The sequence below is a fragment of the Streptomyces sp. NPDC060000 genome, assembly GCF_042737375.1.
GTDB lineage: Bacteria > Actinomycetota > Actinomycetes > Streptomycetales > Streptomycetaceae > Streptomyces.
On the sequence record NZ_JBHWUU010000134.1, the window covers coordinates 1 to 14558 of the forward strand.

The window sequence follows — 14558 nt, forward strand, 5'->3', positions numbered from 1 at the left end:
CCCCCGGGATCATCCCGGGGGCCCTCACTCATGCGCCTCACTCGTGTGGCGCCTCACTCGTACGGCAGGGAGCCGGTCTCGTTCTCAGCCGACCTGGTCCCCTTCGAGGATCAGCTTCTCGAAGTGCTTCTGCACCACGGGCCAGTCCCACACCGTCAGCGCGTGCTCGGCGGCGAGCTCGCCCGCCCCGCGCCAGGACTCCTCCGTGGCCGTGATCTTCAGGATCCGCTCGGCCGCCTCGGCGGGGGAGGCCACCACCCAGCCCTCGGGGTAGAGGGTCCGGGCGCTGTTGGGCTTGCCCGCGTAGAACGGCCAGTCGCGGACGACGGGGACGGCACCGCTGGCCGCGCCCTCCATCAAGCCGACGTGGCAGCCCTCGCGCACCGAGGAGCTGAGGATCGTACCGATCTCGACGAGCTTCGACGGGACATCGTCCGTCGCGCCGAGCCGGACCACCGCACCGGACTCCTCCAGAGGTTCGAGCAGCTCCTCGAACTCGTTCAGGTAGTCCTTGGTGGCCTGGCTGGTCCTCGGGTCCATGTCGCCGCCGACCAGGAGCAGCCGGTAGCGCTCGTCGTGCTTGCGGACCCGCTCCAGGACGTCCAGGGCCCACTTCGGGTCCTTGGCGACCTGGCTGATGCCGACCAGACCGAGATTGAAGCGGGCCTCGGCCGGCTTCACGCGGTTGAAGCCCGACAGGTCCATGGCGTTGTCGATGAGGTGGAACCGCGGAGCCTGCTCGCCGCGCAGCGTCGGCACGAGCGAGGCGGTCAGGTCCTTCACGTGCGGGGCGACGAAGACCATGTCGTCGATCCGGGAGAAGTCCGTCATGTGCGGCCAGCGCGTGAACGCCTCGTAGCTGTGCAGACGCACGACGATCCGGGTGTCGCCCGGGTCGATCGTGGTGAGCATGCCGGCCGGACCGGCCGCCCACTCCAGGAACACGGTGTCCGCCCAGTCGAGGTGCGGGCGCATCAGGCGCTCCACCTCTTCCTGGTAGTCGCTCGTGTCGCCCGCCAGGCGGTCCTTGAGCATCCGCGGGGCCGCCCAGGAGATCCGCTTCAGATGCTTGTTGGCGGCCAGGTCGAGGTAGCGCAGCTCGACGCCTGGGTGGTCGGCGAAGTGCTGCTTGACCAGGTGCAGGAAGTTGTCGTTGGCGCTCGTCGCCACCAGCAGCCGCAGCGGGCGGTCGGTGGGGGCGGGCGCGGCGGGCACCTTGCGGCCGCGGGGGCGGCTCAGTGCCTGGAACGCCTTGGAGCGGTGCAGCGGGGCGACGAAGCCATCGGCGTCCTTCGCCAGCGGCGACGACAACTGGTCGATGTGCAGCACCCGGTGGAAGTGCAGGAACAGGGCGCGGTTCAGCGCCTCGGCGGCATCGTCGGTCCTGCCCCTGGCGAAGAGCGAGTCGGCGTTCGCGAGCTGGGCCGCGACCGCCTTGCCCAGGGAGCGGGGGCTGATGCCCTTCTTCAGCTCCTGCATGACGCCCTCGTTGTAGAGGTCCGCCCGCAGTTGCAGGTCCGGGATCTTCGAGGCGGCGTCCGCGAGGGTGAGCGCGGCACCGCTGGTACGGCCCGCCCACTGCATGCCCTCGGCGACGTACCGCGAGGTCGCGGCCCGCACTCTTATGGGCATACCGGGCGCGGTCACGGCAGAGCGCCACAGCCGGGCACCGACCCCGGAACGCATCAGGGGCCGGGGGGTGGCCGTGCGCACCAGCTGCGCGGGCAGCCGGTCGACCGAGCGCTTCACATCACGGGCGACGGAACTCAGCGGCGGCAGGACGGTGGAGCGGCGGACCGTGGTGCCGCCCTGTGCCTTCAGTTCCTCCACGGCCTTCAGCGCGGGCGCGAGCCCGAACCTGGCCGCGGCGGTGCGGTTGTACTCGGCGAGCCGCCACACCGTGTACACGGCGGCCACGTCCAGGGCGACCAGGACGTCGGCCTTGCGGCCGTGGGAGCGCAGCCACGAGTCGCTGCGCACCTGCGTCCAGTTGCGCAGGCCGCGCGGGGCCTTGCCGAGCCGGCGGCGCACGGCCTGGCTGCGGTGCTTGAGGGTGCGCGGCAGCTGGTGCGCGGTGGCCAGCTCGACCTTGGCGAGTTCCTCGGGGACGCCTTCGGCCTCCAGGTGGAACATGCCCGCCAGGTGCACACGAGCGCCCTGGGCGTTGAACTTGCGCACCGTGTCGGCGAGCACGCCGAAATTCGGGCGGACGGACGCCACGAGCAGGACTTCGGTCACTTGGCGAGCTCCTCGACAAGGTTCTTGACGGCGACGGACATCAGCGCCTCACGAGTGAACTGGTCGGCGTGGGCCATCGCCTCGGCGTGCTCCTCGTCGGTGGTCTCCACCGCCATGTGGGCGGCCTTGATGAAGGACTCGGTCAGGCCCGCCTCGTCGATGCCGGGGGCGCCGGTCCACAGCGGGTGGCCCCTCAGCACGTTCGAGGCGTCGTGCTCGACGGCGTGCGCCGACACGATCGGCAGGCCGGTCGCCATGTACTCGTACACCTTGCCGGAGGTGACGAACCGGCCGCCGATCAGGATCAGCACCATGGCGTCCCAGCGGGCGTAGATCGAGGAGACCTCGGCCTTGGCGGCGGGACCGCCGAAGACGACGCCGTCGGCCTCGGCCTCCTTGAAGACCTCGGCGTGCCGGTTCGCCCCGCGGGTGGCGCCGTTGCCGAGATGGCCCCGCAGCTCGAAGCGTGCGTTCGCCAGCAGCGGCTCCTTCGCACGGGCCGCGCGCCAGGCGTTCAGCACCGTCTCCAGGTGCGGGACGGTGAAGTTGACCGTGCCGAGGTAGCCGAAGACCAGTCCGGCCCCGGGGTCCGGGCTGTGCGACCGGCCCGGCGAGCTGTCCGCGTCGTAGCCGTTGCGCACGACGTGCACGCGGTTCGCGAGCTCGGGGTAGCGCGTCCGGTAGTGCTCGGCGATGGGGTCGTTGACGACCCACAGCGACACCGCGTTGTCCAGGATCTTCTGCTCCCAGACGCCCTCCGCGGAGTCGCGGGCGAACGCCTCGACGCCGTCGATGACGTCGATGGACCAGCCGTCGCGGAAGTCCACCGCGTACGGCACCTTCGCCTCTTCCCACAGCTTCCAGGCCGCGGCGAGGTTCACGTACGGCACACAGCTGGCGAGCAGCAGGTCCGCCGGGTGCTCCTGGTGGATGCGCAGCACGGCCTGCTCCAGATCGCCGCGCCACGCACCGAAGTTGGGCTCCGGGAACGTCTCGGTCTGGCGCTTGCGGAGCTTGGCGACCCAGCCGTTGGGGTCGAGGGCACGCGCCTCGTCGAAGAGGCGGATGTCCGTCTCGAGGTCGTCGCGCGACAGCGGCAGCTCGACGATCTTCACCTGGGGGTCGACCTGCTCCAGCAGCGTGAGGTCGATGCCCGAGTCGAGTTCCCAGGACTCCCGGGCGATGTTGACGACCGTGACGTCCCAGCCGGCCCGCACGAACTGGTTGGCGGTCTCGCGCATCCGGTAGGTGGAACTCTTGGCGGCCGGCGGGAAGCCGATGGCGAGATAGATGACGTGCGGTCGCTTGCCTTCCGCAGGCGGCCCGGACGGGGGAGACGATGACATAGCGGTTGACGCTAGCACGCTGACATGCGCGGACTGTGGGTCACATGTGGCCGCCCGTAGGCGGGCGGCCAGGGCCCCCGGTGCCGCTCTCTCATGTCAGACGGGCCGGCTGCCCCCCTTCCATTCCTCCATGAGACGGACGACGTTGTGCGCCGCGCGGCCGTCGCCGTACGGGATGCCGGGATCGTCGGTCGGCACGGCACGGGTCACGGTCTCGGCCCACTTCTGGGGCGACAGCGTGTGCGGGTCGGGTACGAGGACGTTCCAGCCCGTGTTGACGGTTTCCACCCACTCGGTCTCCGGGCGGATGGTGGTGCAGATGCGCTCCAGCAGGAACGCCTCCTTCTGCAGACCGCCCGAGTCCGTCACCACACCCACGGAGGCCAGCACGGCGGCGACCAGGCTCGCGTACGGCAGCGGGCGGCCGACGTGCAGATTGCCCTTGGACAGGTCGATGCCGTGCTCGTGGGCGCGGGCGACGAGCCGCGGGTGGGCGGCGAGCGCCACCGGCACCGGCAGCCCGGCGAGCGAGTCGACGATCGCGGCGAGCCGCTCGGGGTCGTCGGTGTTGTCCGGGCGGTGCAGGGTCGCCAGCAGGAAGGGCTGCGCCGGGTCGATGCCCTCGGGCAGCTCCGGCGCGGGGAACTCCCCGGCGCGGACCTGGTCGCGGATGCGCAGGCAGATGTCGACCATCACGTCGCCGGCCAGTCGGGCGCGGTCGGCGAGGCCCTCGTTCGCGAGGTGGCGCATGGCCTCCTCGGTGGGCGCGAGGAGCAGGTCGGCGCTGTGGTCGGTGAGGACGCGGTTGTGCTCCTCCGGCATCCGCCGGTTGAAGGAGCGCAGGCCCGCCTCCAGGTGCGCCACGGGCAGGTGCATCTTCACGGCCGACAGCGCGCCGGCGATGGTGGAGTTGGTGTCGCCGTAGACGAGCACCCAGTCGGGCCGCTCACGGTCGAGGACCGGGTCGAGCGCGGAGAGGACGGCGCCGGTCTGCACGCCGTGGCTGCCGGAACCGACACCGAGGTGGACGTCGGGGTCCGGGATACCGAGTCCGGAGAAGAAGACGTCCGAGAGGTCGGCGTCGTAGTGCTGCCCGGTGTGCACGATGACGTGCTCGTGCTCGGTGCCCGCGAAGGCGGCCGCGATGGGGGCGAGCTTCACCAACTGGGGACGGGCACCGACGATGCTGATGACTTTCACAGAGCACTCTTCTTCTGGGGGGGGCGACTGAGCAAAAGAAACGGGCAGGAAGATGGTAGGCAGAGCGTTAGACGCACCAGGTCCGCGACGGGTTGCCCTGCGGCGAGTACGTCGTGTCCATGCCGTGGTCAGAACACGGCTTCCACGCTTCGACCCGCCCGCATAACGATTTCGTGAATCTTGCGTTTGCATGGGTGGAAACCGGGACAACCGGCGTGGCTGCCGTGACGACTCCCACCGCTGACCACTGCTGGCTCCTACCCGGCGCGCTCGACGAGAGTCCCGTCCTTCTCCTCGTACAGGGCACCGGTCTCCGGGCACTCCCACACCCCCGGCTCCGCATCCCGCTCCACCAGCCGTACACCGGCCCGGCCGACCCAGCCGACCCGGCGGGCAGGGACGCCCACGACCAGCGCGAAGTCCGGCACGTCCTTGGTGACGACGGCGCCCGCGGCGACCATCGCCCAGCGGCCGATGGTGAGGGGCGCGACACACACGGCACGCGCCCCGATGGACGCCCCGTCGGCGATGCGCACGCCGACGGCCTCCCAGTCGCCGCCGCGCTTCTGCTTGCCCTCGGGATCCACGGAGCGCGGGTTGTGGTCGTTGGTGAGGACGACGGCGGGGCCGATGAAGACACCGTCGCCGAGCTCGGCCGGCTCATAGACCAGCGCGTAGTTCTGGAGTTTGCAGTTGTCGCCCATCCGGACACCGGAACCGACGTACGCCCCACGGCCGACCACACAGCCCTCGCCGAGCCGCGCGCCCTCCCGGATCTGCGCGAGGTCCCACACGCTGCTCCCGGCGCCGATCTCGGCACCCGCGTCAACCTGGGCGCTGGGCTGGACCCTGTAGTTCACTTCTCCGCCTTCCGGTGTCTCTGGTTACGGATCGCGAGCATACGGGGAGGGCATGGCTTTCGGATCGACCCGCCCCGAGCTGCGGTACCTGGCACACGCCAGTGAGCGGTGGCGATGGGGGAGCGCGCAGGTGCAACGCGGGAGGAAGGAGGTGAGGCGGCGCGGTGGGGCCCTCCGGGGGGAGCGCCTGCCAGGTGGCCCGCGGTCCCGGGACGAGTCGATCGACACGCCCCAGGGGCCACCCGCGTGAGGTGGGCGGCCCCTGCCTGCAGAGCTGGGTGATCAGTGTCCGTCGGTGGTGACCTGGTTGGCCGGAACCCAGTACCCGGCGAGCGCCAACGAGGCCAAGCAGCGCGCAGCCGACATCGCCGGCGAACTCGCCGACATCGCGATGGAAGAACTCGGTATCAAGGACGCCCTGGACTGCTTCACCACGGGCAACCTGGGCGCCTGCGGCGCGACAGTGTTCAACGTCGCGAGCAGCTTCGCCGGCGGCCTGGCGGGCAAGCTGGCGAAGAAGTACGGGCTGCCGTGGAAGTGGGACAAGGCGGCCGCCCTCGGCAAGCGCATCTGGGGGCTGGTCAAGAAGCTCGGCAACGCGGTCAAGGACTGGTTCAAGTCCGGCAAGCTGGCGAACAAGGCTGAGGAGGCAGCAGTCGAGGCTGGAGGGAAACGGACCGGGAGCAAATCCGGCACCGCGCCCTGGGCCGACGCAGCAAGCGGATGCGGCGGAGGCGGGCCTTGCGGAGTGGTGGACACGTGCCCGTTGCGTACAGGCGCCCGGCTGGGTTCCACCGGCCGAGCGTTTCCATGGCTCCTGTGAGCACTGCGCCGCTTCAGCGGTGGCGCAGGGTGGTTATCAGGGCTCGGAGTTGGCGCGGGCTGGTGGTGAGGATTGTTTCCGGTTCGTCGCTTTCGCGGAGGAGGATTGTTCCGGTGGGCGCGGTGGCGAGGTAGATACAGGAGGAGGCTTCCTCGCTGTACGTGGATTTCTGCCAGTTGAGTTCGGTCATGGCTTGGCCTTCAGGTGTCTTGAGCGACGAGTGGTCGAGGGGCGGGCGGCTGTCACAGCCCGGCGCTATCGTGGTGCAGACGACACGCTCTGTAATCAGTGGAGGATCGTGGTGACCGTCATGACCGAGCGCCCCCGGGCCATGGACACCCCGCCGAGCGGGTCCTTCGAGGACATGCTTCGTATCGTCGAGGGACTGGACACGCCTGCCGGCTACAAGGCCGAGCTCATCCGGGGGAAGATCGTCGTGTCGCCGTGGTCGAAGCTGCGTTACAAGAAGGTCATGAAGTCGCTTCGGCTTCAGCTGGAGCCGCATGCTCCGGAGGGGCACGACGTGGACGTGGCTCCCTTCCTCTTCACCTTTCCCGGGTCTGAACGGGGATACGGGCCCGACCTGCACGTCGCCGACGAATCCGCCTTCGACATCGAAGGTCGTCACGCCGACGGCGCTGCCCTCTCCCTCGCCGCCGAGTTGACCTCTGACTCCACCAAGGACGTCGACTGGCTCGACAAGATGGAGACGTACGGGCGGGTCGTGCCCGTGTATCTGCTGCTCGACATGCGGGCCGGGGAGATCAACGTTCTCTGGGACCCGTCTCCCAAGGGGTACCGGTCCCGGACCAACGTTCCCTTCGGGCGGCCCGTGCGTATCCCCGGGCCGTTCGACTTCGAGCTCGACACGTCCGGGTTCGCCGTCGAGGAGAACGTGAATCCTGAGGACGAGCAGAGGTGAGCGGACCCGGCCCGGTTTGACCCCTCAAGGCGGGCCCCGTAGCCTGGTCCTTCGGCGTGTCGGTTGACGTGCCACATCTCCGTAAACCCTCTTCCTCCCGGGTACCGGTACCTAGGTGGCCGGGAGAGGCCGTCCGTGTTCGTTCCCGGGTGGCTGGACTGCGGGGATGCCGTCCCAGAGTTAGAGAGTGAGATCCGCGTGTACGCCATCGTGCGCAGCGGTGGTCGCCAGCACAAGGTTGCTGTCGGCGACATCGTTGAGGTTGACAAGATTTCCACTGCCAAGGTTGGCGACACGGTCGAGCTCTCGACCCTGCTCGTTGTCGACGGCGACGCTGTGACCAGCGACCCGTGGGTGCTGGCCGGCATCAAGGTCCAGGCCGAGATCGTGGACCACCACAAGGGCGTCAAGATCGACATCCTTCGCTACAAGAACAAGACCGGCTACCGCCGTCGTCAGGGCCACCGCCAGCAGTACACGGCGATCAAGGTCACTGAGATCCCCGCGGCTGCGAAGTAAGGGACTGAGGAGACATGGCACACAAGAAGGGCGCATCGTCCACCCGGAACGGTCGCGACTCCAATGCCCAGCGGCTCGGCGTGAAGCGCTTCGGCGGTCAGGTCGTCAACGCGGGTGAGATCCTGGTCCGCCAGCGTGGCACGCACTTCCACCCCGGCGCGGGCGTCGGCCGTGGCGGCGACGACACGCTGTTCGCCCTTGAGGCCGGTTCGGTGCAGTTCGGCACCCACCGTGGCCGCAAGGTCGTGAACATCGTTCCGGTCGCCTGAATCAGTACCTGATTCACGGCTTGACCGAACGTTTCGCGAGGCGGACCTCACTTCCCTTCGGGGAAGGCGGGTCCGCCTTTCGCGTGTTAGAGCAGTAGACAGAGCAATAGCTCGACCCTGACGTTTTCGTAGTGCTGGAGGCACCCACCATGACCACCTTCGTGGACCGCGTCGAACTGCATGTCGCCGCGGGTAACGGAGGCCACGGCTGTGCCTCCGTCCACCGTGAGAAGTTCAAGCCGCTCGGTGGCCCCGACGGGGGCAACGGCGGCCGCGGCGGCGATGTGATCCTGGTCGTCGACCAGTCGGTCACCACGCTCATCGACTACCACCACAAGCCCCACCGCAGCGCCACCAACGGCAAGCCCGGTGAGGGCGGCAACCGCTCCGGCAAGGACGGCCAGGACCTGATCCTGCCGGTCCCGGACGGCACGGTCATCCAGGACAAGGCCGGCAACGTGCTGGCCGACCTGGTCGGCCACGGCACCTCGTACGTCGCCGCCCAGGGCGGTCGCGGCGGCCTGGGCAACGCGGCGCTGTCCTCGGCCCGCCGCAAGGCGCCCGGCTTCGCGCTGCTCGGTGTGCCCGGTGACCTCCAGGACATCGTCCTGGAGCTGAAGACGGTCGCCGACGTGGCCCTCGTCGGCTACCCGAGCGCGGGCAAGTCCTCGCTGATCTCCGTCCTGTCCGCCGCAAAGCCGAAGATCGCGGACTACCCGTTCACGACCCTCGTCCCGAACCTGGGCGTGGTGACGGCCGGCTCCACCGTCTACACGATCGCCGACGTGCCCGGCCTGATCCCGGGCGCCAGCCAGGGCAAGGGCCTGGGCCTGGAGTTCCTGCGCCACGTCGAGCGGTGCAGCGTCCTCGTGCACGTGCTGGACACGGCGACCCTGGAGTCCGAGCGCGACCCGCTCTCCGACCTCGACATGATCGAGGAGGAGCTCAAGCAGTACGGCGGCCTCGGCAACCGGCCGCGACTCGTGGTGCTGAACAAGATCGACGTACCGGACGGCAAGGACCTCGCCGAGATGGTCCGCCCGGATCTGGAGGCGCGCGGCTACCGCGTCTTCGAGGTGTCGGCGGTCGCCCACCTGGGTCTGAAGGAGCTGTCCTTCGCCGTCGCCGAGATGGTGGGCGCGGCGCGCGCGGCCAAGCCGAAGGAGGAGGCGACCCGGATCGTCATCCGTCCGAAGGCGGTCGACGACACCGGCTTCACCGTCACGCAGGAGGAGGACGGCCTGTTCCGCGTCCGGGGCGAGAAGCCCGAACGCTGGGTGCGGCAGACCGACTTCAGCAACGACGAGGCCGTCGGTTATCTCGCCGACCGGCTCAACCGCCTCGGTGTGGAGGACGCGTTGATGAAGTCGGGCGCCCGCGGCGGCGACGGCGTCGCCATCGGCCCCGAGGACAACGCGGTCGTCTTCGACTGGGAGCCGTCCGTGACGGCCGGCGCCGAGATGCTCGGCCGCCGGGGCGAGGACCACCGCTTCGAGGAGCCGCGCCCCGCGACCCAGCGCCGCCGGGACAAGCAGGCCGAACGCGACGAGGCGGCCCAGGAGTTCGAGGGCTTCGAGCCCTTCTGAGTCCTCCCTCACCGGTCGCACCGATGCGGCGAGGCGGGTCCTGTTTCAAGGGGGCTCCGCCTCGCCGTTTCCGTTACCGGCCCCGGATGCCGGCAGGTGTGAAACGCCGGCGTGAGAAACCCCTGACCGGAACGGGGGGACTCATCTGCGCCCCAGGCTCCAGCCCGTTGCGGACACGGCGAATCGCTCTCTCACCACTGTCGAGACCGAAATGCCGCGCACCCTCGGCAAGGAATTCCGCGGTAATGGTCTCCCCGACGAGCTCTATTCCGGCTGGTTCGCAACGGCGCGGTCATGCATATGAAGAACACGTGCAGTCCCACCTCACTCGACGTGAAGATCCGCACCCCTGACCGGGCCGTCCGGGCGGCCGTCGGGACCGGCGCCGAGTCGGCCGGCCGGGTCGGGCTGACGGGCGTGCGGGCGATCGGCGACCCGGCCCTGCTGTCCGCCGCCCCCAGGCGCGCCGGGCAGGCCCTGGCGAGGCTCGGATCGCGCCGGAGGTGGCCGCCCAGGCCCTGTACGGGGCGCTTGCGGCGGCGGCTGGGGCGCCCGGCAGGGGCCGCGGCACGCGCGGTGCACCAGACTGCTTCGGAGGAGCTGGTGCGGGTCCTCGGGCACCGCTGCCCGAAACGGCTGAGGCGGCGCCGAGACGGTGCTGCGGCGGCGTCGACACCGTTCGGTGCTAGCCGACGGCCTCAGGTCGCGCGCCTGTTCGCGTCATTTCGTCACTCTCGGCAATGCCATACTGCCTGTGTAGTAACTCACAGGATTTCCAGGGACCATCCGTGGGAAGCCGCGTCGGAGTCTTGGCAATCGCCTCAGGCGCAAGGTGAATGCCAGGTTGCGTGCACATTTGCAGCGAACGGCGCTCACCTTGCATCGCGGTAACCGCAAGTGGGACCATTTCCCCGTTCCCTGTCGCCCCAAGGTAGGTCCTCTGTGTCCCAGCACATAGCCAAGCCCCGCACCACCGCAGTGATCCTGGCCGGTGGCACCGGCCAGCGCGTGGGTCTGTCGATCCCCAAGCAGCTGCTGAAGATCGCCGGCAAGGCAGTCATCGAGCACACGCTGACCACCTTCGAGAAGGCCGACTCGGTCGACGACATCATCGTGCTGATGGCGCCGGGCTATGTGCCCGACATCGAGAAGATCGTGTCCAAGGCCGGGTTCACCAAGGTCCGGAAGATCATCGAGGGCGGTTCCACGCGGAACGAGACGACCGAGCGCGCCATCGCCGCCCTGGGCGAGGGGCTGGCCGAGGGTGAGGACCTCAACGTTCTCTTCCACGACGCCGTGCGCCCCCTGCTCTCACGGCGCGTCATCGACGACTGCGTCACGGCGCTGGAGCGCTACCAGGCCGTCGACGTCGCCATCCCGTCCGCGGACACCATCATCGTCACGCGCACGCACGGCGAGGACGGCGAGTTCATCACCGAGATCCCGGACCGCTCCAGGCTGCGCCGCGGCCAGACCCCGCAGGCGTTCAAGCTGTCCACCATCCGCCGGGCCTACGAGGTGGCGGCGGGCGACCCCAACTTCCAGGCCACCGACGACTGCACCGTCGTGCTGCGCTACCTGCCGGACGTGCCGATCCATGTCGTGGCGGGCGACGAGTACAACATGAAGGTGACCCAGCCGGTCGACGTCTTCATCGCCGACAAGCTCTTCCAACTGGCCTCCTCCGCCACCCCCGAACAGAACGGCGAGGAGGTCTACCGCGAGCTGCTCACCGGCAAGACCGTGGTCGTCTTCGGCGGTTCGTACGGCATCGGCAAGGACATCGCCGAGCTCGCCGGGTCCTACGGCGCCAAGGTCTACGCCCTGGGCCGCTCCACCACCGGCACGCACGTGGAGAACCCGGAGGAGGTGGACGACGCCCTGTCCAAGGCCTACAGCGAGACCGGGCGGATCGACTACGTCGTCAACACCGCGGGCGTGCTGCGCATCGGCAAGCTGGCCGAGACCGACAACGCGACCATCGAGGAAGCGCTGAAGGTCAACTACCTGGCACCGGTGCAGATCGCTCGTTCGGCGTACAAGTACCTGGCGGAAACGAAGGGCCAGCTGCTGCTGTACACCTCCAGCAGCTACACCCGCGGCCGCGCGGAGTACAGCCTGTACTCCTCGACCAAGGCGGCCATGGTGAACCTCACCCAGGCGCTGTCCGACGAGTGGGCCGGTGACGGCGTCCGGGTGAACTGCGTGAACCCGGAGCGCACGGCGACGCCCATGCGCACCAAGGCCTTCGGTCAGGAGCCCTCGGGCAGCCTGCTCTCCTCCGAGGCCGTCGCCCGTACCTCGCTCGACGTGCTGCTCTCCGAGCTCACCGGGCATGTCATCGACGTCCGCCAGCAGGACCCGACGGCGGCCGCCGGCCGGGCTTCGGACTTCGAGCAGGCGCTGGCCGGAGTGCTCGACCGACAGGATGGCGTGGCATAATCCGTCGTAAATAGCCATCGAATTTTCAGGCCTCTGTGGCTCCCTGTTTACGGAGAATTCACAGAGGCCTGAATCCGTAAAATTCCCGAAACCTTCACAAAGGACTTTCCGGACTTTTAGTACCTATGATCGGCCCCCTCCCAGAGCAGGTTTCTCCGTGATATCCACCGCTATTCGCGTGGCCCGGGTGGGCAGCGCGGCCGAACTGGCCGCGGCGGTCCTCATGATGCTGGGCTACCCCGGCCTCATGGCGGCCGCGCTCGTCCCGAGCGCCCCCGCCTTCGCCGCCGCGGCCGCCGTGACGTACCTGGCGGACCTCTACCTCCACCGCAAGGGCAGTCGCCTCATCGGCCTCCTGGGCAAGGTGCGGGCCGGTCTGTCCACCCGGTTCCTGGTCCGCGAACTGCTGCTGATCCTGCTGCTGGCGAGACTCGACCTCTCCCAGGAGCCGGTCTTCTACGCGGCGATCGCGTGCTTCACGGTGTTCTTCGGCCTCCAGGCCCCGCACGGCGCGCTGGTCGCCCTGATCGGCAAGCGCCGCCAGATGCCGGTCGTGACCAGGAACGTCGACCTGGCCTCCAGGCTGCGCATACCGGACGCCCCGCCGCGCGCCCTGCTGAACAAGGCCACCGTGAAGATGCTCCACCTCGACCTCGCGGCGGTCGTGGGCCTGCTCGTCTGCGCGATCGGCGACTCCGTGCTCCCGGGCTTCGTCGGCATCGCCGTCACCCTGGGCGTGGGCGGGCTGTACGTGCTCGCGCTGGTGCCGCACCTGCGGGCGAAGCGGCTGCCGCCGAAGGCCGACAAGGTCCTGGGCATCGTCAGCGCCTGGCTGCGCGAGTACCGGCCGCAGACGGTGCTGTACTTCTCCGGCTCCGACGACTCCGCCTACCAGGTCAACATGTGGCTGGAGACCATGGAGCAGATGGAGTCCCGGCCCCTGGTCATCCTGCGTGAGCGCACCGTCCTGGAGAAGATGGCGCCCACCTCGGTCCCCGTCGTCTGCGTGCCCGGGGGGGTGCACCTGATGAACATGGACCTGTCCATGGTGCGGGTCGCGTTGTACTGCGCGAACGTCGGCAAGAACATCCACCTGCTGCGGGTGCCGACCATGAAGCACGTCTTCATCGGCCACGGCGACAGCGACAAGCTCGCCAGCGTCAACCCGTTCAGCAAGGTCTACGACGAGGTGTGGACCGCCGGCCGCGCGGGCCGCGACCGCTACGCCATCGCCGACGTCGGCATCCGCGACGAGGACATCGTGGAGGTCGGCCGCCCGCAGCTGGCGCCGATCAGGACCGCGGACGCCGCGCCGGTGGGACCCCGCGGCGGAGCCGCCGACGGCCACTGCCCGACGGTGCTGTACGCGCCCACCTGGGAGGGCTGGGACGACAACCCGGGCAACACCTCGCTCCTGCTGGCCGGCGAGAACATCGTGAAGAAGCTGATCGCGGCCGAGCCCCCGGTCCGCGTCCTTTACAAGCCGCATCCCTTCACCGGCACCCGCAGCGCCAAGGCGGGCGCCGCGCACCGGCGGATCACCGCCCTGATCAAGAAGGCCGCCGCCCAGCGCGCGGGCGACCCCCGCTTCACAGCGGACCCGGCGGCCCAGGCCAAGGCCAAGGCCGAACTGACCCGTCTCAAAGCCCGGCTGGACGGTCTCTCCCTCGCGTTCGACGAGCGCGCCGACGAGGCCGTGACGAGCCGCGACGGCATCGTCGACGTCCGCAAGCACGAGGAGGCCGCCCGGCTGCGCGCCGAGTGGAACGAGGCCTACTGGCGCTCCTTCCCCTCCTTCGAGCACCGGGTGATCACCGGTACCGAACCCCGTCTGTACGACTGCTTCAACGCCTCCGACGCGATGGTCTCCGACATCTCCAGCGTGGTCTCCGACTTCATCGCGAGCGGCAAACCGTATGCGGTCGCGGACTCCGCGGAGCTGGGCGCCGAGGAGTTCAGGCGGCAGAACACCGCCGTGCGCGCGGCCGTGATCCTCAGCAACAGCGCCGCCGGGCTGGACCAGCTGCTGGACGCGGTCCGCGACCCGGCCGCCGATCCGCTGGCCAAGGACCGCAAGGAACTCAAGGAGTACCTGCTCGGACCGGACGAGCCCACCTCGCTCCAGCAGTTCGACCGCGCGGTCACCGACCTCGCGCTGAAGGCGGAGGCACGCAACGTCGGCCAGGAATCCCACGCCCCCGGGACGGACAGCGCGGTCGGCGCCGCTCCGGACGACGGCGCGGAACTGCCCAAGGGTGTTACGGCCGGCTGACGCCCGTATGTCCTGAGGCCGGGGGCCCCGCGAAAAAAATACGGGGGCCCGGGCGTTTGTAAATAAATTTTTTTGGTAAAC

The 14558-nt window shown here is 69.3% G+C and carries 12 protein-coding genes; 7 read left to right on the plus strand and 5 right to left on the minus strand.

The genetic code is table 11. The annotated features are described in order from the left end of the window. Window positions 1-84: 84 nt before the first annotated feature. The 4 genes from ACFWBB_RS40855 to ACFWBB_RS40870 all read right to left on the minus strand — a co-directional run bounded on the left by ACFWBB_RS40855 (window position 85) and on the right by ACFWBB_RS40870 (window position 5644). Window positions 85-2238: a glycosyltransferase family 1 protein gene (locus tag ACFWBB_RS40855; RefSeq protein ID WP_385283836.1), complete on the minus strand. Its 2154-nt coding sequence runs from the start codon at window positions 2236-2238 to the stop codon at window positions 85-87. Next, window positions 2235-3479, minus strand: coding sequence for a glycosyltransferase (locus ACFWBB_RS40860; RefSeq protein WP_385283865.1), 1245 nt, complete (start codon window positions 3477-3479; stop codon window positions 2235-2237). The genes ACFWBB_RS40855 and ACFWBB_RS40860 overlap by 4 nt, the downstream gene beginning before the upstream one ends. Before the next feature lie 201 nt (window positions 3480-3680). Beyond that, window positions 3681-4784 (minus strand): non-hydrolyzing UDP-N-acetylglucosamine 2-epimerase, encoded by a 1104-nt coding sequence (wecB, locus tag ACFWBB_RS40865; protein WP_385283839.1) that lies wholly within the window; start codon window positions 4782-4784, stop codon window positions 3681-3683. A 257-nt stretch (window positions 4785-5041) separates the two neighbouring features. Further along, on the minus strand, window positions 5042-5644 hold the full coding sequence (locus ACFWBB_RS40870) for an acyltransferase (protein ID WP_385283842.1): 603 nt from the start codon (window positions 5642-5644) through the stop codon (window positions 5042-5044). Window positions 5645-5939: 295 nt separating this feature from the next. On the opposite strand from ACFWBB_RS40870, the gene ACFWBB_RS40875 reads away from it, so the two are divergent. Beyond that, window positions 5940-6467, plus strand: coding sequence for a hypothetical protein (locus ACFWBB_RS40875; RefSeq protein ID WP_385283845.1), 528 nt, complete (start codon window positions 5940-5942; stop codon window positions 6465-6467). A gap of 13 nt (window positions 6468-6480) precedes the next feature. On the opposite strand, the gene ACFWBB_RS40880 is transcribed toward ACFWBB_RS40875, so the two are convergent. Beyond that, a complete protein-coding gene (locus tag ACFWBB_RS40880; RefSeq protein ID WP_385283848.1) occupies window positions 6481-6657 on the minus strand; it encodes a DUF397 domain-containing protein in 177 nt (58 codons plus the stop codon). A gap of 120 nt (window positions 6658-6777) precedes the next feature. On the opposite strand from ACFWBB_RS40880, the gene ACFWBB_RS40885 reads away from it, so the two are divergent. The 6 genes from ACFWBB_RS40885 (at window position 6778) to ACFWBB_RS40910 (ending at window position 14477) form a co-directional block, all read left to right on the plus strand. Beyond that, window positions 6778-7389, plus strand: coding sequence for a Uma2 family endonuclease (locus ACFWBB_RS40885; protein WP_385283851.1), 612 nt, complete (start codon window positions 6778-6780; stop codon window positions 7387-7389). Window positions 7390-7587: 198 nt separating this feature from the next. Beyond that, window positions 7588-7908, plus strand: coding sequence for a 50S ribosomal protein L21 (rplU, locus tag ACFWBB_RS40890; RefSeq protein WP_006374708.1), 321 nt, complete (start codon window positions 7588-7590; stop codon window positions 7906-7908). 14 nt (window positions 7909-7922) lie between these two features. After that, entirely contained in the window at window positions 7923-8177 is a 255-nt protein-coding gene (gene rpmA, locus ACFWBB_RS40895; RefSeq protein WP_003990207.1) for a 50S ribosomal protein L27, read from the plus strand. Window positions 8178-8326: 149 nt separating this feature from the next. Continuing rightward, entirely contained in the window at window positions 8327-9763 is a 1437-nt protein-coding gene (gene obgE, locus ACFWBB_RS40900; RefSeq protein WP_385283857.1) for a GTPase ObgE, read from the plus strand. A 942-nt stretch (window positions 9764-10705) separates the two neighbouring features. After that, complete coding sequence (locus ACFWBB_RS40905; protein ID WP_385283860.1) at window positions 10706-12205, plus strand: D-ribitol-5-phosphate cytidylyltransferase; 1500 nt, start codon at window positions 10706-10708, stop codon at window positions 12203-12205. A 157-nt stretch (window positions 12206-12362) separates the two neighbouring features. Then, window positions 12363-14477: a hypothetical protein gene (locus ACFWBB_RS40910; RefSeq protein WP_385283863.1), complete on the plus strand. Its 2115-nt coding sequence runs from the start codon at window positions 12363-12365 to the stop codon at window positions 14475-14477. The last annotated feature ends 81 nt before the right edge of the window (window positions 14478-14558 follow it).